General features: G+C 62.7%; 7 protein-coding genes and 2 pseudogenes. 4 read left to right on the plus strand and 5 right to left on the minus strand.

What is annotated here, in order from left to right; genetic code table 11:
- A pseudogene (locus tag GQ57_RS41915) lies at positions 1–4,872 on the minus strand (beta strand repeat-containing protein); the annotation flags it as partial.
- Positions 4,873–5,193: 321 nt separating this feature from the next.
- Positions 5,194–5,325, minus strand: a pseudogene (locus GQ57_RS44390) (ESPR domain-containing protein); the annotation flags it as partial.
- A gap of 1,554 nt (positions 5,326–6,879) precedes the next feature.
- Between GQ57_RS44390 and GQ57_RS19655 the strand changes: the two are divergent.
- The gene (locus tag GQ57_RS19655) at positions 6,880–7,791 is read left to right on the plus strand and encodes a LysR family transcriptional regulator (RefSeq protein ID WP_031397640.1); all 912 of its coding nucleotides are present in this window, start codon (positions 6,880–6,882) and stop codon (positions 7,789–7,791) included.
- A 44-nt stretch (positions 7,792–7,835) separates the two neighbouring features.
- Here the strand turns inward: GQ57_RS19655 and GQ57_RS38255 are convergent, their stop codons facing one another.
- Both GQ57_RS38255 and GQ57_RS43075 read right to left on the minus strand, forming a co-directional pair.
- Positions 7,836–8,891, minus strand: a complete 1,056-nt coding sequence (locus tag GQ57_RS38255; protein ID WP_160257537.1) for a LysR family transcriptional regulator — start codon at positions 8,889–8,891, stop codon at positions 7,836–7,838.
- A 1,021-nt stretch (positions 8,892–9,912) separates the two neighbouring features.
- On the minus strand, positions 9,913–10,482 hold the full coding sequence (locus GQ57_RS43075) for a hypothetical protein (RefSeq protein WP_160257538.1): 570 nt from the start codon (positions 10,480–10,482) through the stop codon (positions 9,913–9,915).
- Between the two features lie 469 nt (positions 10,483–10,951).
- Here GQ57_RS43075 and GQ57_RS41920 point away from each other — a divergent pair, with 469 nt between their 5' ends.
- The 3 genes from GQ57_RS41920 (at position 10,952) to GQ57_RS19685 (ending at position 17,052) form a co-directional block, all read left to right on the plus strand.
- The gene (locus GQ57_RS41920) at positions 10,952–15,646 is read left to right on the plus strand and encodes a YadA-like family protein (protein WP_063934585.1); all 4,695 of its coding nucleotides are present in this window, start codon (positions 10,952–10,954) and stop codon (positions 15,644–15,646) included.
- Positions 15,647–15,749: 103 nt separating this feature from the next.
- Positions 15,750–16,109 carry a hypothetical protein gene (locus tag GQ57_RS41925; protein ID WP_152603312.1) on the plus strand — a complete coding sequence of 120 codons (360 nt, stop codon included), beginning with the start codon at positions 15,750–15,752 and terminating at the stop codon, positions 16,107–16,109.
- A 106-nt stretch (positions 16,110–16,215) separates the two neighbouring features.
- Positions 16,216–17,052, plus strand: a complete 837-nt coding sequence (locus GQ57_RS19685; RefSeq protein ID WP_052001402.1) for a PoNe immunity protein domain-containing protein — start codon at positions 16,216–16,218, stop codon at positions 17,050–17,052.
- A gap of 480 nt (positions 17,053–17,532) precedes the next feature.
- Here GQ57_RS19685 and GQ57_RS19690 read toward each other — a convergent pair whose 3' ends face one another.
- Entirely contained in the window at positions 17,533–18,963 is a 1,431-nt protein-coding gene (locus GQ57_RS19690) for an MFS transporter (RefSeq protein WP_052001403.1), read from the minus strand.
- Between the last annotated feature and the right edge of the window lie 12 nt (positions 18,964–18,975).

An 18,975-nucleotide genomic window follows, 5' to 3' on the forward strand; every position in this document is an offset into this window, starting at 1 on the left:
CGAGCTGTTGGCCGACGACAGGCCGGTCGACGTGGAGGTCGACAGCGAAGTGACGGTGCTGTCGGTCGAGCTCAGGCCGGTGGACAGCGAGCTGATACCGGTCGAGGTCGAGGTCGACAGCGACGAGATCTCGCTGTTGGCCGACGACAGGCCGGTCGACGTGGAGGTCGACAGCGAAGTGACGGTGCTGTCGGTCGAGCTGAGGCCGGTGGACAGTGAGCTGATGCCGGTCGAGGTCGAGGTCGACAGCGACGAGATCGAGCTGTTGGCCGACGACAGGCCAGTCGACGTGGAGGTCGACAGCGAAGTCACGGTGCTGTCGGTCGAGCTCAGGCCGGTGGACAACGAGCTGATGCCGGTCGAGGTCGAAGTCGACAGCGAGGTGATCGAGCTGTTGGCCGACGACAGGCCGGTCGACGTGGAGGTCGACAGCGACGTCACGGTGCTATCGGTCGAGCTGAGGCCAGTGGACAGCGAGCCGATGCCGGTCGAGGTCGAAGTCGACAGCGAGGTGATCGAGCTGTTGGCCGACGACAGGCCGGTCGACGTGGAGGTCGACAGCGAAGTGACGGTGCTGTCGGTCGAGCTAAGGCCGGTGGAGAGCGAGCTGATGCCGGTCGAAGTCGAAGTCGACAGCGAGGTGATCGAGCTGTTGGCCGACGAGAGGCCAGTCGACGTGGAGGTCGACAGCGAAGTGACGGTGCTGTCGGTCGAGCTCAGGCCGGTGGACAGCGAGCTGATGCCCGTCGAAGTCGACGTGGACAGCGACGAGATCTCGCTGTTGGCCGACGACAGGCCGGTCGACGTGGAAGTCGACAGCGAGGTCACGGTGCTATCGGTCGAGCTGAGGCCAGTGGAGAGCGAGCTGATGCCGGTCGAGGTCGAAGTCGACAGGGAGGTAATCGAGCTGTTGGCCGACGAGAGGCCGGTCGACGTGGAGGTCGACAGCGAAGTGACGGTGCTATCGGTCGAGCTGAGGCCGGTGGAGAGCGAACTGATGCCGGTCGAGGTCGAGGTCGACAGAGACGAAACCGAGCTGTTGGCCGACGACAGGCCGGTCGACGTGGACGTCGACAGCGAGGCCACGTTGCTGTCGGTCGAGCTGAGGCCGGTGGACAGCGAACTGATGCCGGTCGAAGTCGACGTGGACAGCGAGGTGATCGAGCTGTTGGCCGAGGAGAGGCCGGTTGACGTGGAAGTCGACAGCGACGTCACGGTGCTGTCAGTCGAGCTGAGGCCGGTGGACAGCGAACTGATGCCGGTCGAAGTCGACGTGGACAGCGAGGTGATCGAGCTGTTGGCCGAGGAGAGGCCGGTTGACGTGGAAGTCGACAGCGACGTCACGGTGCTGTCAGTCGAGCTAAGGCCGGTGGACAGCGAACTGATGCCGGTCGAAGTCGACGTGGACAGCGAGGTGATCGAGCTATTGGCCGACGACAGGCCGGTCGACGTGGAAGTCGACAACGAAGTGACGGTGCTGTTGGTCGAGCTGAGGCCAGTGGACAGCGAGCTGATACCGGTCGAGGTCGAGGTCGACAGCGACGAGATCGCACTGTTGGCCGACGACAAGCCGGTCGACGTGGAAGTCGACAACGAAGTGACGGTGCTGTTGGTCGAGCTGAGGCCGGTGGACAGCGAGCTGATGCCGGTCGAGGTCGAAGTCGACAGCGACGAGATCGAGCTGTTGGCCGATGACAAGCCGGTCGACGTGGAAGTCGACAACGACGTGACGGTGCTGTTGGTCGAGCTGAGGCCGGTGGACAGCGAACCGATACCGGTCGAGGTCGACGTGGACAGCGACGAAACCGAGCTGTTGGCCGACGAGAGGCCGGTCGACGTGGAAGTCGACAACGACGTGACGGAACTGTTGGTCGAGCTGAGGCCGGTGGACAGCGAACTGATGCCGGTCGAGGTCGACGTGGAGAGCGACGAAACCGAGCTGTTGGCCGACGACAGGCCGGTCGACGTGGAGGTCGACAGCGAATTGACGGTGCTGTTGGTCGAACTGAGGCCGGTGGACAGCGAGGAAATCGCGTTGGTCGCGGTACCGACCTGCTGGGCGACCGAATAGAGCTGGCTGCCGTTGATCGCGTCGGTACTCGTCGCGGTCACCTGGCCGGCGGCGACGTTGGTGATTTGTCGCTCGTTGTTGGGGCTGCCGACGCTGACGGTGCCGACCGGCGAGGTGCCGGCGAAGCCGCCGAACGTCACGCCGCCGACGGTCGCGCTGCTCGTGGCGACAGCGGGGGCGGTCTGCGCGCCGGTGCCGAGCGCGACGGAATCGTTCGTGCTGGCGACGGCGCCGCTGCCGATGGCGACTGCGTCGGTGCCGGTCGCGGTGCTGTCTGCGCCGGTCGAGTTCGCGTGGAAGTACTTGATGCCCTGGCTGTTGATGTTGTTGATCGCCGAGCCGACGCTGGTGGCGGTCGACGTCGTGCCGTTCGCGTTGTAGGTCGTGTATGCCGGCGCGGAGACCGTGCCGGTCGTCGGGTTGTACGTCGAGCCGCCGCCGAGTGCCGCCGCCGTGCTGTTGCCGAGGTTGTCCGTCTTGACCGTGACCGTGCTCAGGCCGGTGGACAGCGAGCCGATCGAGCTGGTGGCCGACGACAGGCCCGTCGACGTGGAGGTCGACAGCGACAGGACGGAGCTGTTGGTCGAGCTCAGGCCGGTGGACAGGGAACCGATCGAGCTGGTGGCCGATGACAGGCCGGTCGACGTGGAAGTCGACAGCGAGGTGATCGAGCTGTTGGCCGACGACAGGCCCGTCGACGTGGAGGTCGACAGCGATGTGACCGAGCTGTTGGTCGACGAGAGACCGGTTGACAGCGAACCGATCGAGCTGTTGGCCGAGGACAGGCCGGTCGAGGTCGAGGTCGACAGCGACGTGATCGAGCTGTTGGCCGACGAGAGACCGGTCGAGGTGGAGGTCGACAGCGACGTGATCGAGCTGTTGGCCGACGAGAGACCGGTCGAGGTCGAGGTCGACAGCGAGGTGATCGAACTGTTGGCCGACGAGAGGCCGGTCGAGGTCGAGGTCGACAGCGAGGTGATCGAACTGTTGGCCGAGGACAGGCCGGTCGAGGTCGAGGTCGACAGCGAGGTGATCGATCTGTTGGCCGACGAGAGACCGGTCGACGTGGAGGTCGACAGCGACGCGATCGAGCTGTTGGCCGACGAGAGGCCCGCCGAGGTCGTGGTGGACAGCGACGTCAGCGAACTGTTGGTCGACGACAGGCCGGTCGACGTCGAAGTCGACAGGCTCGTGAGGTTCGACGTCGTGGTGCTGGCTACCGCGTAAAGCTGGCTGCCATTGATGGCGTCCGTGCTGCTCGCACTGACGAGGCCGGCCGCCACATTCTGGATGCGGCGCTCGGAGCCGACACTGCCTACGCTCACGACACCGGATGAGCTACTCGCGCCGGCGTAGGTACCGAAAGTCTGGCCGCCGATGACCGTGCTGTTGACAACGCCGGTGCCCTGAGTGGTACTCGAAGCCGCGCCTGTCGTGGTCGCGTTCGCACCCAGTGCAACGGAACCCGCGACAGAAGCATTCGCGGCCGAGCCAACTGCCACGGCATAGGCGACATTGCTGCCGACCTGGGCGGAATCGCCGACGGCAACGGAGGAGACGCCGCCGACGGAGGTATTGTGACCCAACGACGTCGAGTTGCTTGCCGACGCGACCGATCCTGCGCCGATCGCCGTGCCGTTCGCCGCGGTCGTCGTACTCGAGGCGCCGAGCGCCACCGAGCCCGAACCGCCGCTTGCCGTAGAACCATTCCCCAGTGCCAGCGCATCGGAACCCGACGCGATGGCATTCGCGCCGAACGACCCGGTGTTGCCGAGCGCGATTGCGCCGACCCCCGTTGCCGTTGCCGCGTTGCCCACCGCGACCGCGCCGTTTGCACCGGTCGCGTTCGCGCCCAGGCCAACGGCCACGGCACTGTTGGTCGCCACGCTGGCGCTGCCCAGCGCAACCGAGCCCGTGCCGCTCGCCGAGTTGCCGTTCCCGAGCGCCACGGTGCCGTTGCCGGACGCGGTGTTATTGGCGCCCTCCGCTACCGCGCCGGTGCCCGTTGCCACGTTGGGATCGCCGATCGACACCGCACCGTTGCCGCTTGCCGTGTTGCCCGAGCCGATCGAGACCGCTTTCCCGCCGGTCGCACTGGCCGACTGCCCGATGGCGACGGCGCCTTGGGTGCTGGCCGTCGCGAACGGCCCGACCGCAACGGAAAAGTCGCCAACCGCATCGGATTGACGCCCCATCGCGATGGCACTGTTGCCCGTCGACGAGGCGTCATAGCCGAGTGCCATGTTGTAGTTGTTCAGCGTCGCCTGGGCGCCCATGCCGATCGCGATCGAACCGTCCACGGCGGTCGTGGCGCCGCTCCCGATGGCGATCTGCCCGCCGGTGACGCCATCGGTGCCGACCGTGCCCCCGTTCAGCGCATTGGTTCCGATCGCAATGTTGTTGAACGTGCCGCTGCCGGCCGCGCCGGTATTCGCCGCATTTCCGATGGCAATGGTCGATGTCGAACCGGCCGTGGCATTGGCTCCGATCGCGAGTGCATTGATACCCGTCGCGCCGTTGTTGGCGTAGTTTCCTTGCTGCGTGCCGCTGTCGTTCGCGCTGAAATAGTGCACGGTGGAGGTCGAGAGGGAGGCCTCGACGTTGTAAAGCTGTGCCCCCGTGACGGCATCGTTGGATGTCGGGGAAATCAGGCCAGGGGCCAGGCCGGTAAGAAGGGTATTGGTCGCGCTATAGGCGCCTGTCGTGGCGTTGATCAGTGCCGTGGCGATGTTCAGGGTCGGCGTGACGATGTTCCCGGTCTGGCTCAAGCCTGCGGTCGTTCCATACTCGATGGTGCATGCGTACGTCGCGCTCAAATTCGAGCACGCGCTCGATGGAGAGCCGATCGATGCGCCAATCAGCGCGGCATTCGTGACGTAATTGATGGCCGTGCCGCCGAAGCCCCAGACTGTCGGGTCGAGGTTCGGAATGCCGTCGTCGAAGACGTTGTTGACGGTGCCGCCAATCGTGCCGCCGAGCGCGGCCCCGTTGTTCAGCGTGCCATTGTTGATGTTGCCAAGCACCGTGACGCCGTTCGATTGCGCGTAAAGCGGGGAGGACGCGACAAGAAACGCCGTCAACGCGCCCATTGCGATGAATTTCACGGACAGCAACGCTCCCATGAAACCGGCGCTGCGCTCGAGAGGGGTGGCGTCGCCGGACTTTCCACCGGTTCGCTTGCTCCGGTCGATTTCGCTGACAGCTACCCACGCACCGAGAGACTCGTTCCAAACTGTCTTGTATGACTTATTCATAAGAACACCTAATTGAAGTTACCAGATCGAACAGTTGATGGTGCTCTCAGGCATCTATCGCTCGGCGAATGAGGTGACTGCTGCCGCCTCATGCAACATATGATTTTTTTGTAATCTCAAGGCTAGCAATAAATAACGTGCTATCCAGGGATTAAATATTTAAATTTATTGACATTGCATGAATGAATAACTGAAATCCCGTGGCTGAATATCGGGATTTGAAAATCAGTTATTCGTTGCGTGAATGTCGAGCGATTGGCTGGGCCGTTGAGTACTCGAGTTGCTGTTGCGAGGATTGGACGATAATGCAAATTATTCGATTGCTCAATAATGGTTAGCCTAAATTCAATGGCGTTTTTTTTAACTATTGCAAATTTCCATTGCCGAATAACTGTTATTTAAATGGCGTTATTTATTGTTCCGACGTAAACATTTCTTGATTTTTAATATTCTATTTTTATGAAATTTACTGGATGGATGTCGGTTATTGAAAAACCGGATTTCGCCGAAGCCCGACATGAGACGGCCCTTGCCGACCGGCGGGCAGGGGGCCGTCCTGCGCGCGATCGGCGAAACGGGGTGGGGAAGCGCGATACAAGCGCCGTGACGTAACGGAGCGGTGTTGCACTCGTACGGCGAGTCCGACGGGACGAAGGGAGGCGGCCGCAGGTGGAATCGACAGGCGGGGGGCTGGTATCGGGACGCGAACGACTCGGGGTTTGTTGCGAATTTGGCCGCGACCGGGAAGCCGTCGGGTTTCCGTCGGCGCCTTCAAGCGGAACATGGAGGGGCGATCGGGCCAAACACGGCGATCGTGCGCGTATGTCGGTCCGCCGTGTCGGCGGATCTTTTTCGACAGGAATTTGAAAGCAATTGGCCGGCAGGTATTTCCCTGAATGGGTCATGCGCACGACAGCGGAACCGTGTAGCCCAGGCCATGCGCGACCGGTCTTGTCGAGTGCGCGAGGCTCTCGTGGCCACTGTCCGCGAAAGGCCGGTCAGACAAGCCGCAGCCCGTGCGTCGCCTGCATCCGCGGCGACTGCGCACGCCCGGAACCGTCGAATTCTCATGAGGATTGGGCCGGCGCCCAACGACAACCGAGAGTTATTTATATAAAAAAACAACGTCTTACGCGGAACGAATCCACTGCATATGATGCGTTCAACCGATTCGACGGCGGTACGGAGCGTTTCGAGGTGTACGGCAATCCATGATCTCGTGTCGAACCCGACACGCACGATCGAATGCGTCGCGATGACCCGCATGTGTTCAAGCCGATCCCGGAGTGTGTGCGTCGAGGAATTCGATGTCGGCGAGCCGCCTTGCGGGCGGCCGTCGAACATGACTGCACGACAGGGTTCGTCATCGATCGGTGCACTCACGGCTGGAACGCGGTCCGCGCATATCGAGTGCCGAAACGGCATCGACAATCGCGATCGTGAGCCCGAGGCGGCCAGCTGCGTGAGGAATTTGCGGGTGCGCGCAGGATCCGTGCATCTTTGATCTGTTGAACGACCGGGGGCGAAGGCTCCGTATTGACTGGTGTGTGAATCATGGATTTCAAGGTAAACAGGTTCGTCCTGATGGACACGTTCGTGCGAATCGTCGAGATGGGAAGCTTTACGGAGGCAGCGAGGTTGCTGAATACCAGCCAGCCGACGGTGAGCCGCCAGCTTCAATCGCTCGAGAGTTTCATCGGCCTGGAACTGATCAATCGAACCACGCACGGGATGCGCATCACGGAGGCCGGCCGTCGCTACTACGAATATGCGAGGAAGCTGATCAGCGAGATGGTGCAGTTCGAACACGACATGCGGGGCGAACGCGTCGAACCGCGCGGGTATCTGCGCGTGGCCGTGCCGCACCTTCTGGCTCCCGAATGGCTCACGAACGTGGCGGCGAGGTATTTCGAGGCGTGCCCGCTGGTGAAGCTGGAGTGGGTTACGAGCGAAGCACCGGCCCGCTTCCATGAAGAGTCGATCGATTGCATCATCCGGTTCGGCCAGCCGTTTGATCAGACCTCGGAAGTGCGCCAGGTCGGAGAGCTCGACCGGATCGTGGTGGCCAGCCCGGCGTTCGTGGAGAAGCACGCGTTCGATCAATCGGACTGCGCGTCGTTTCGCGACATTCCATGGATATCGCTGGTCAACAAGGACAAGAACAAGCTGGTCCTTCACAACGACCGGCAGGAACGGTGCGAGTTGAAGATCGACCCCGTGTTCTCCGCAGACCAGGTACTGGTGACCCGCGAGGCCGCTCGCCAGGGAATCGGCGCGGTGCTGATTCCGGAGTGGGTGGTGCGGGACGACATCGCGGCGGGGCGTCTGGTCAGGATATTGCCGGAGTGGGTCGGCGAGCCGGTGCCGGTCAACATCATGTTTTCCCAGGAAATGGGCGAATCCGCGAAGCTTGCGAAATTCATCGACGTCGCTGCGTCGGCCATCCATCAGGTGCTGAAAGCATGACGGTGGGCGGTTGCGCGCCGAATCGGCGTGTCGTCACCGAACGCTCACGCGAACGAACGCAGCGCCCGTTCCCTCAGCATCTCCATCATCAGTTGCGCGTTGCGTGACAGGAACAGGTCCGATCGCGTCACGAGACCTTCAGTCAAGTCGGGCAGCGGCTCTTCGAGATCGAGCGCGACGAGATCGAAATCCTGGATTTCGGATGCGATATCGAGGTTCACGACCGCGAGCGCGTTGGTGCATTTGAGCGCCGCGCGCGTCGCGACCACATTCTGGCTCTGGATGGCCTGCGGCGCCTCGATCACTCTTGCCGCGCCGACGGCGGACGATTGCGTCATGATCCGGATGCCGCCGCTTACCCAGCGAAACCGGGTCAGGTCGTCCAGCGTGCAGCGGCGGTTGACGAGCGGGTGGTTGCGATGGGCAATCACGGCCGTCGGCCGGCGGAACCACGGCTCGAACTGAAACGGCTGGGGGATCGACTCCGCAAGCGCTGTGCAGACACCGAAGTCGAGCGTGCCGTCTCGCAGGCCGGGAAGCACCGACGCAAGCGTGCCGTCGACGATACGCAGCGGTGCGCGCGGCCGTTGCGCCAGGAAGTCGGGCAGCACGAGCGGCAGCAGGCGGGCCGAGGCCATGATCGACAGGCCGATCGAGACCCGGCCGCAGTCGTCGGCCGACACGTCGCCGTCGAGCAGGCTCATGTTTTCGACGATCAGCATCGCGCGCGGCAGCAACAACCGGCCGGCCGCGGTCAGGGCGGCGCCGCCGACACCGCGCGTGAGTAGCGCGGTGCCCAACTCCTCCTCGAGCAGGCGCATCGTTTTCGTGACGGCTGCCTGCGACACACCCATTTCGCGGGCGGCGGCACGGATGCTGCCGAGTCTCGCAACGCTGACGAACGCGAATACTTGCGGATACTTCATGGTGACAACCTGCGGTTGATTGTCGAAACGAAGAAGCCTCTTCTCATGCTGTTTGTCCGGGCGGCAAGCATGGCCCGTTTTCCCTCCGGGAGCCCGACGGCTGGGCGTTCGAGAAAGCCGGATCACGACGCGCCACGAAACGGCGGGTCGAATCTCGCGGCCGACAGACGACAACCTGCGATCATGCGCAGGGTTTGCACGAAGCACGGGAAACCGTCCGGCACGCTTGCGCGAGGCGCGCAGGGGCCCCCGCGCGCCTGCCGGCATTGACGCTTCGCGGGACCCGGCACGAGGGTCGATCCGCGATTCGAATTCCTGCCGTATGTGTATCCAGCCGCATTGCCGGGATACCGTGTCGCAGCGACTTCATGTGTCGACACGCGTTTCCGCTATGACAACGCCGCGTTCGATCGGGGGCGTGTTCGCCGCACGGAGCGAGTGGCACTACTCGATCCGGCGCAACCGTACGACATTACCGTACTTGGCCGCTGTGCGCGCCCTTTGTTCACATACTAACGAACCGTTGACATGTGCATGCAGCTGCATGGCACGACAACCTGGAATTGATCTTAGCGATCCGTCGACGGGTCCGCAATCGAGGACTGCTCGAACACGTGAGGCAAGGAGGGTGTTGCGTGCGCTTCGTTGCCAGCTTCGTGGTTGCGACACTGAAGTCGATACGGAAAAAACGACGTGCATTTCGACGCAGGTGTCACGAGCAGGCCGGTCGGCGCATCGATCGTCGGCGTGTATTGCATCGGGCGTGACGTCGGCTGTATGACCTCGTAGCCGTGTGGCGCTTTCGGACCTGCCGGGTGGTCCGGGCGCGATTCCTCGTTCGCCCGGTGAGGCGATCTGGCGGCCGCGCCGTGCGCAAGTATCGAACCTGCGCGTTTGCCAGTGCCGCGACCTGCGCCAGCGTGATGAACTGGTGAAACAGCGGTCGGTTTTCCATGATCCACTCGATCGAAGCAGCGATGTCGGGCGTGAATGGCGGCGGTGCGGCGCGATACGTTGGGGTGCATGACAACCGGTGTGTGGCGATATCGGTGTAACCGGCTTGGGAATTGAGCTTTAAAAAGTAAAGCGCATGAATTTGCCGCTCGAGTCATTCCTGTCGTTTGCTTTATAAAGTACAGCTTGATCGCATCATGAAGCGGACAACGTTTTGGCGAATCGTCGAAGGGACGACTCATCATGGTCGTGCCGGATCGGCTCGGGCTGTGCGTCGCACCGCGCTGCGCAGCCTGCGAGAACTGCGCGGCGAGTTCATCGCGTTCCGGGCGTTGCGGGAGCATGCGAAACGAATGCGCACTTGCTGGATACGCGGCTCGCGGAGCTGAAGGCGTCGGGGCGCGTCGAGCACGGCGACGGCGGCAGCGGCATGACCGTCGAAGACCGACGGCCTGAAGCGGAACTTCAGTCGTTGCTCGGATAGGCAAGGCAGCGGGCCAAGCGGGACCAGGACGGGTTCGCTGCGGCGATCGCGAGCAATCCGGTCAGGTTCCTGATCGACCTGCAATCGCCGGTCGACGCGCCGATCGGTGGCGAAGACGTGCAGCGTCACAAGCCGGACCCGGAACGGACGCCGGGAAGCCCCCAACACTGATCCATTCGCATTGAAATCGGGCGAGGGGGGGGCGCAATCGACCGCCTCTCGGTGATTGCCGCGAGCGGCGGAAGAAAAAGGGCGCGCGGCCGGACAGAAATACAACGATTTGATGGCTTCCGGGTTCCTGACCCTTATTGGGTGGGTGTCATTCATTGACCGCAAGCGATTGTCACTTTGCCCTGAATCGCGTCCGGACCGCGCGCATCCTTGCGACTTGCCGTCAATTCATTTTGTTCGTCTTCCATTGTCGGTCATCGTCGCCCATTTTTTGGGCGTCGTCTCGTGGCTCACCCTGATGCGAACCGGTCTTCACTGGGCCGTTACCCGACTCCTCGAGATACGCGCAACCGGCAAATGAGGGGAAAACGCGCCAAGCTTGCCTCGTACGATGAATGCGGTTCGAGGTAAAAATGCTCTGCGGGGAACGGAATGTGCCGGCCGTCTCGTGTGTGGCACACATCATTTTCCAGACTTGGGGGGATGGTCCGCAAGGACGATCCGGCTGCGACAGGAATGCGACGAAAAATGACTTCCATTACATCGGCGATCCAGACTGATTGTTATGCATTCCTATTTTATTTATTTGTCGTACAACTAAAATAAGTTGTAGGTAGGAGTCGGTTTGAACAAGATATTCAAGGTTATCTGGTGCGGGGCCGCTGGCGCATTCGTTGTCACGTCTGAATTGGCGCGATCGAAGCGAAGCGGGACCAGATCGAGAACGGTATCCGGTGCTTCGGTCGAACATTCACGGCGACAATCGGCCATCGCAGATGCTGTCGCAGTGTTGTTTCTCGCTCTTTCGGGTGTAACGAATGTGATGGCGGGCCTCGTCGATGGCGGCGGCGATACGACGGGCTCCAACGTCGCGGGGGGATCGGGTTCGACAACCGGATCGCTGTCCAACAGCTACATCGGCGCCGCGGCCCAGGGTGTCGCCCTTACGGGTGACGTCGATTGCCTGTCGCTTACCGCGACGCGGATGACGCTGAATGCCGCAAATACCGCATGGTTGCTTGGCACGACTTCGCAGACAACCGATCCCGGGACATTGTATCCGGCGGGGGGGACCAATAACGGCGTGACCGTCAACTACTCCGGCACGGGCGATTTTTCCGGGGGAGGGACGAGTCCCACGGGTTCGCAAGCCACGCTTGCATGGGGATTCAATTCGTTCGCGGGTGGTTGCGGCAACCAGGCGTTGGGCATGGGCTCGACCGCGATAGGGATGAACAATCTTGCGGGGCTGGCCGGCTCGACCGCTCTCGGCATCGCCAACTCGGCCTCGGGCGCGGGAGCGACCGCAATCGGCTTGTACAACACGGCGTCCGGCACGGGCAGCACCGCAATCGGCATCGGCTCGCAAGCGACCGGAAACGGATCCGTCGCGTTGGGTTTCGGCGGAAATGGAAATGCCGCAAACGCGACCATTGCAAGTGGCGCCAACGCCATCGCGATTGGCGGGGACACGACGCAAGGCGCGCAGGCGACGGGCTCGGACTCCATTGCGCTTGGCAGCGAGGCCGCCTCGACCAACACAAGCACCATCGCAATCGGCAAGATGTCGACGGCTTCGCTCGCGAACAGCGTAGCGATTGGCGCAGGTTCGACCGCGAGTGCGACCAGCGCCACAACGAACTGGACGACGGCAAACGCCGTGGTCGACGGCGAGACCTTCTCGGTCAATCAGGCGCCGACGAACGGCGTCGTGGCGGTCGGTAACCGGCAAATCCAGGGGGTGGCCGACGGCAACGTGTCGGCCACGTCGACTGATGCGGTCAATGGCAGTCAGTTGTATCAGGTGGCTCAATCGTTTGCTGCCGTAGCCACGCAGCACTATTTCAGCGTCAACGACGGCGGTACGCCACAGGGCGGCTACAACAACGATGGAGCGACGGGTTTCGACGCGCTGGCAGTCGGCCCCAACGCGTCGGCGTCGGGCGGGGCGGCGACCGCGATCGGAGAAGGTGCGAAAGCCTCGGGGACGCAGGCCGCAGCGCTGGGCAACCTGGCAAACGCCGCGGGATATCACTCCTCCGCGTTCGGAACTTCGTCGTATGCGGCGACATTTGACGATACCGCATTTGGCGCGTTGACGACCGCATCCGGGGGCGCATCTACTGCGTTCGGCGATCAAACCACGGCAAGCGGCACCACATCCATCGCGTTAGGAACACTGGCGACTGCTTCGGCGGCAAATGCAATGGCAATCGGTGCCCGTAGCATGTCGAGCGCAACGGATGCCATGGCTTTGGGTGCTACCTCATCGGCAACGGGCGCGAACGGCGTGGCCATTGGATATGGGGCCATTTCCAATGGTGCCGGTGATATTGCCACTGGCTTCAACGCGGTGGCTGGTGTCGGCGGCTCGACAACCGTTACCAACGATATCGCGGTGGGCACTGGCGCCTCGGCGACCGGGGGCAACTCGATCGCCCAGGGTACCAGTGCGATTGCCAACGCAGCGGGCGCTACGGCAATCGGCAACGGTGCGAGCGCAGGCGCCACCGGTACTGTAGCGATCGGGCAGAATGCGTCGGCCAGCGGCGGTCAGGCGGTGTCGGTCGGCGCGGCCAATACGGCGAGCGGCAACGGTGCGGTCGCGATCGGCGCACCGAACGTCGCAACGGGCACCGGTGCAGTGGCGGCGGGCGCCAATAACACGGCATCCGGCACGGGTGCGTTGGCGCTGGGGAGCGGTAACTCGGCAAGCGGTACTGGCGCGATCGCATTGGGGAACGGATCGACTGCGAGCGGGGACGTCGGATCGGTGGCGGTCGGTGCGTCGAGTACGACGACCGGCGTGAACGGTACCGCGATCGGCGCGGGCTCGGTGGCTGCGGCGGTAGCCGCGACAGCGTTAGGGCACGGCGCGTCCGCTGGCGGCCTCTCTTCTGTCGCCGTCGGAGATACGGCTCTTGTCGGCAACGTAGCCAATGCCGTCGCACTTGGAGCGGGCGCAAACGCTTCCGTTGCGGGTTCCGTCGCGCTCGGCGCGAATGCGACGACGACAAGCGGAGCATCGGGCGCGACCCAAGGCACCGGTACTGTCAGTAATACGACGATCGGAGATCAGACATTTGGACCGTACGCAGGTGCGAGCGGTGCGGCCGGCGTCGTGAGCGTGGGCGCCCCCGGCACCGAGCGTCGCATCCAGAATGTCGCGGCCGGCCTCGTCAGTGCGGGCAGCACGGACGCCATCAACGGCAGCCAGCTTTACGCGGTAGCCAGCACTACGATCTCGGACATCGCCAGCTTGTCGACTTCGACCTCGACCGGTCTGTCATCGGCCAATAGCTCGATCAGTTCGCTGTCGACGTCCGCGTCGACCGGCCTGTCGTCGGCCGGCAGCTCGATCATGTCGCTGTCCACGTCGACTTCGACCGGTCTCTCGTCGGCAAACAGCTCGATCATGTCGCTGTCGACCTCCACGTCGACGGGGCTGTCGTCGGCCAGCAGTTCGATCGTGTCGCTGTCGACGTCCACCTCGACGGGGTTGTCGTCGGCCGGCAGCTCGATCACGTCGCTGTCCACGTCGACCTCGACCGGCCTCTCGTCAGCCAACAGTTCGATTACGTCGCTGTCGACTTCCACGTCGACGGGCCTTTCGTCGGCCACCAGCTCGATCGTGTCGCTGTCCACGTCGACGTCCACGGGCATCGGTTCATTGTCCACTGGCCTGAGCACGACCAACAGCTCGGTCATATCGCTGTCGACCTCGGCCTCGACCGCGATCAGCGCAGCGAAGACGCATTACTACAGCGTCAACGACGGCGGCGCGCAGCAGGCCAACTATGCCAACGATGGCGCCACGGGCAACAACGCGCTGGCCGCCGGCGTGAACGCCAGCGCGGCGGGCAGCAGCAGCGTTGCGGTCGGAGACGGGGCGAACGCGCAGTCGGCGGGCGCGGTCGCGATCGGCCAGAACGCGATGGCAACGGGCGGCCAGGCCGTGTCGCTTGGCTCCGGCAACACGGCAAGCGGCGACGGCGCGGTGGCGATCGGCGATCCGAACGTCGCAACGGGTATCGGTGCGGTGGCGATGGGGGCCAACAACACGGCGACCGGGAATGGCGCCGTGGCGCTCGGCAATGCAAACGTGGCCATCGGCGACGGAGCGCTTGCGTTGGGCAATGGCGCGACGGCAGCGGCGGTCGGGGCGCTGGCCTTCGGGGCGAACGCGATCGCAAGCAATATCAACGATGTTGCGCTGGGGGCCGGCTCGATCACGGCGGCACCCAATCCGACGTCGGGAGCGACGATCGGGGGCGCGACCTACTCGTTTGCCGGAGCGAATCCGGCCAGTGTCGTCAGCGTTGGCGCGCCTGGGGCAGAGCGCCAGCTCACGAACGTTGCCGCCGGACGCATCTCGGCAACCAGCACGGATGCGATCAACGGCAGTCAGCTGAACGCGACGAATCAGGCCGTGAACAATCTGTCGACGTCGACCGCGTCGAATGTTGCGTCGCTTTCAACCAGTATCGGCGCGTTGTCCACGTCGACATCGACCAGTATCAGCTCCTTGTCGACGGGTCTGAATCTGACCAACAGCAATCTTGTGTCGTTGTCGACGTCGACCTCGATCGGGTTGAGTTCACTGTCCACCGCGTTGTCCACCTCGGCCACGTCAATCGTACAGAACGTGGAGGCGGTCACGAATCTGATCGCAAGCACCCGGACCCACTATTTCAGCGTCAATGATGGCGGGACCGCCAGCGGAAATTACGCGAACAATGGGGCGACGGGGCTGAATTCGATGGCATTCGGTCCGAATGCGACGGCGGGCGGAGCGAATGCCATCGCGATCGGCAACGGCGCGGGCGCGTCGTCGGAAGGGGCGACAGTGGTTGGCGCGCAATCGCTCGTATCGGGCACACATGGCGTCGCGCTGGGTACGGGGGCGACCGCGTCGGGAGCGAACGCCGTGGCGCTCGGCGCAAATTCGATCGCGGATCAGCCCGACACCGTCTCGGTAGGCGCACCGGGCGCTGAACGTCGCATCACCAATGTCGCGCCGGGTATCAACTCGACCGATGCAGTGAACGTATCGCAGTTGAACGCATTGGGTAGCTCGGTGAACGACGTGGCACGAAAGGCCTACGCCGGCGTCGCGGGGGCAACCGCGCTGACGATGATCCCCGACGTCGACCAGAACAAGACGCTCATGGTCGGCGCTGGAACAGGCGTGTATCAGGGGTACAGCGCGTTTGCGTTCGGTTTTACGGCGCGTCTGGCCAATAACCTGAAACTTCGCGGTGGTGTCAGTGGCGGCAGCGCCGGATACACGTACGGCGCGGGTATCGGTTACCAATGGTGATCGTTCGGTGAGTGCGTGTCCGGATGAAAAGTCAGGGCACTCCCGATCGTTTGCCATTTCGGAGTGAGCCCCCGATGTTTGGAGAAATGAAGAGGTGTTTAAGATGATTTCATCGATTAAATATGAATTTTCATTGATTTTATTGGCGTTGCTGGCCGGATGTTCGTCGACGGCGGGTCCAGCATATTCGGTGTGGTCGATCGATCTTCCGAACGGAGGAAAATCCTATCGGGTGGATTGCTATGGCTTGCTCGAAGGGGCGGAAGTATGTCGGCGTAAGGCGGCAGAAATATGTGACAAGAAACCTGTGCTGCCGCTTAAAGGCGTGGTGGCGATGAACGCGGATGGCAATGACCAGGATAACGCACGTGAGTTGACGTTCCGGTGCGGTGAGGCCCCGGCCGCGGGAGTTTTCAATGCGCCGGTAGCATCGACAACAAGGCTCGCCCTGCACGAAGGGTAAGCGTGTTGTTCGACATGACTTGCCGTTTCGATGAACCTGTCGTTCAGGAAATTTAGGTTGGCTCTAAAGAAAGGCTGGGTTTCTATTTTAAATATGAGGGCTGGTCATGAATTTTTCAAAACAGAAGCGGCAAATATATGTAACGGAAAAATATTATGTTGAATTGAGGGAGGTGTATCTTCATGAGTTTGAGCGGACCTTTGACGGGTTTTCTCCATCCGGGAATGTGAATTTCACTGGATATCTGGATTTTCTGTGGAGTCTGGCATCCGATGGCCTGGAGCTTCTGGTTCTCGACTATACGGCTGGGCGGTCTATTGAGGAGTTGAGGGATCAGGTTGCGGATGTCATCGGGCGTTTTGACGAATTCACCAGAAACAGGATTTCGCTGCGGGGCAGGATGCTCCCGGGCAATGAGGTTGATACGCTGAAAATTTCCCGGATAGACGTGTACGTGTACATCTTCTGGTTGCTCGCGTTGTGCAAGCTGTTGGGCCGCGACGAGTACATTCCGAAGATCATGGGGTCGGTGGATCGTACGCACGAGAGTAACCGGGGACGGGATGGTTTGTTGGAGGCCGTCGTACTGCAGTTGACTGCCAGGAACGTTCACGCGCCCCAGGTGTTGCTGCATCCAGTGCCTTATCGGTCGCTTGCAAGCGCCACTGTGCGAACTCCTGAAGAGCGACCTGCGCTCGTCAAGGCGTTTGTCGAGAATTGGTACAAGGGTATGAAGGGCACGTATTGGCACGGCACTCACGTGGACGGACGCTACTTCGGTTACTGGTGCCTGGAAGCCGCGCTGGTGACGGTACTGTGGGACATTGACGACAGCAGCTATCGCGACAATCCCGTGTATCCGAAGGATCTGGTGAACTACGCGCGTCAGTCGCAGGCCGCCCGCCGCGCCGACGAAGCAGCGTTGGCATGTTGTGGGCGGTGATCGCTTGGAATAGGGGGAACGGTGAATGGAAAATCGCTCTGCTGCGGACACGGCTTTCTAGCGATGAGTGACGAAACAATTCGCCGCGGGTGCGACAAGTTCGGCGGCTGCTTCGCCCATCGGCTCCGGGCAGAGCGACGCGCGCCGGGCCGCACCTGGCACCTGGGCGAGATGGGCTTGACGCTGCATGGTGTGCCTTGGTGAACATGGCGTGCAGATTGGGCTCCGAAGCGGTATCTGCTGTGCGCCAACCTCTATCGCAAACTCCTTGCGCACGCTTCTCGACATGGTGTTGATTCACCGAAGTCATCCGGAATCCGACTGCGGCATGAAGCGGCTGCCCGTTTTCACGCTCCTTGTGAACAGACTCCATCAACGTGACAGCGCGTCGCTTCGACAGGCGGCAAGACGTGTATCGCGGCTCCGACTTGACGGCCGGGCATGGCGCGCAGGCAGGCGCGCCATGTTTGGCCGGCTACGTCAGATACCGCGCATGGCGCTCGTCGCCTGCTTACGCCGCCGCACCATCCAGACGCTGACCAGGAAGCCCGCAACGAGTGGGACCAGCATCCATTCGAGGCCGATGCGCATCGCGTGCGCGTAAGCTGACGCACCACTACCGCCCGCGCCATCGAGTGCGCCGAAGAATGCGCCGCCGATACAGGCGGCCGCGAACGCGGAGCCGATGTAGAGCATCGCGACGATCGCACCGGCGGTCATGCCGGCGTGTCGCGCATCGACGTCGGCGAGTACGATCCGCTGCAGCGACGGCAGTGCCATCCCTTGTCCAGTTCCCGCGATCAGGAGGCCGATGTAGAACGGCAATGCGGGCGCACCCGAACCCAGTTGCGTCGCGCAGAGAACGAAGCCACCGGCGAGGCAGCCAAACCCGAGCGGCATCAGGTTCTCGCCGATGCGGCGTGCGAGCCACGGTGTCGCGAGGGGCGCGAGCAGATACCCCGCGCCGTAGGGAGCGAGGCCGAGGCCCGATTGCAGTGGGGTCCAGCCCAGCCCCTCCTGCAGGTAGAGGCCATAGGTGAGGAAGAACGCGGCGATGCTGTAGAACAGGAACGCGAGCAGCAGTCCGATTGCCACGACCGGCTGGCGCAGCACCGAGATGTCGACGAGCGGATCGCGCGCCTGTTGCGCGATCCGGTGTTCGATCCGGATGAAAGCAGTGAACGCAGGTACGCACAAGCCGAGACTCCAGAACGTCCATGCGGGCCAGTGCAGCTCGCGGCCGACGGTCAGCGGATAGATCAGCAGCATCAGCGCAACCGTCAATGCAGCCATGCCCGGAATATCGATGCGCGCGCCGCGCTTGGCATGGCTCTCGGGCAGATACAACCAGGTGCCCGCCACGGCGAGTATGCCGATCGGTACGTTCACGAGAAAGACCGCGCGCCAGTCGAGCCCCCACGGATGCAGGTCGATCAGCGCGCCGCCGCCGATTTGCCCGACTACCGACGCGAGCCCGAATACGAACCCGTAGATACCCATCAAGCGCGCCTGCATGGGTACCGGAAAGACGGTACGAATCGACGCGAGGACCTGCGGCGTGATCAGTGCGGCACTGACACCCTGCGCGACGCGGCTCGCGACCAGTACCGCACCGCTGGTCGCCATGCCACACAACGCCGACGTAACGACGAAGGCCGCCATGCCGATCATGAAGATTCGCCTGCGTCCGTACAGATCGCCAAGGCGTCCGCCGGTGATCAGGACGACCGCGTACGCCAGTGCGTAAGCGGAGACCGTGAGCTGGATTTGCGCGTCGCTGGTTTTCAGGCCGACATGGATCGCCGGTAGCGCCAGATTGACGATGAAGTAATCCAGCGGCGGCAGGAATACGCCGGTATAGAGCGACGCAAGCGCGAGGCGGCGGCGCAGGGGAGACGCTTCGATAGTCATGCGTTCGATGAG

Origin of the sequence: Burkholderia sp. MSh2 (assembly GCF_000731655.1) — a bacterium.
Classification (GTDB): domain Bacteria; phylum Pseudomonadota; class Gammaproteobacteria; order Burkholderiales; family Burkholderiaceae; genus Burkholderia; species Burkholderia paludis.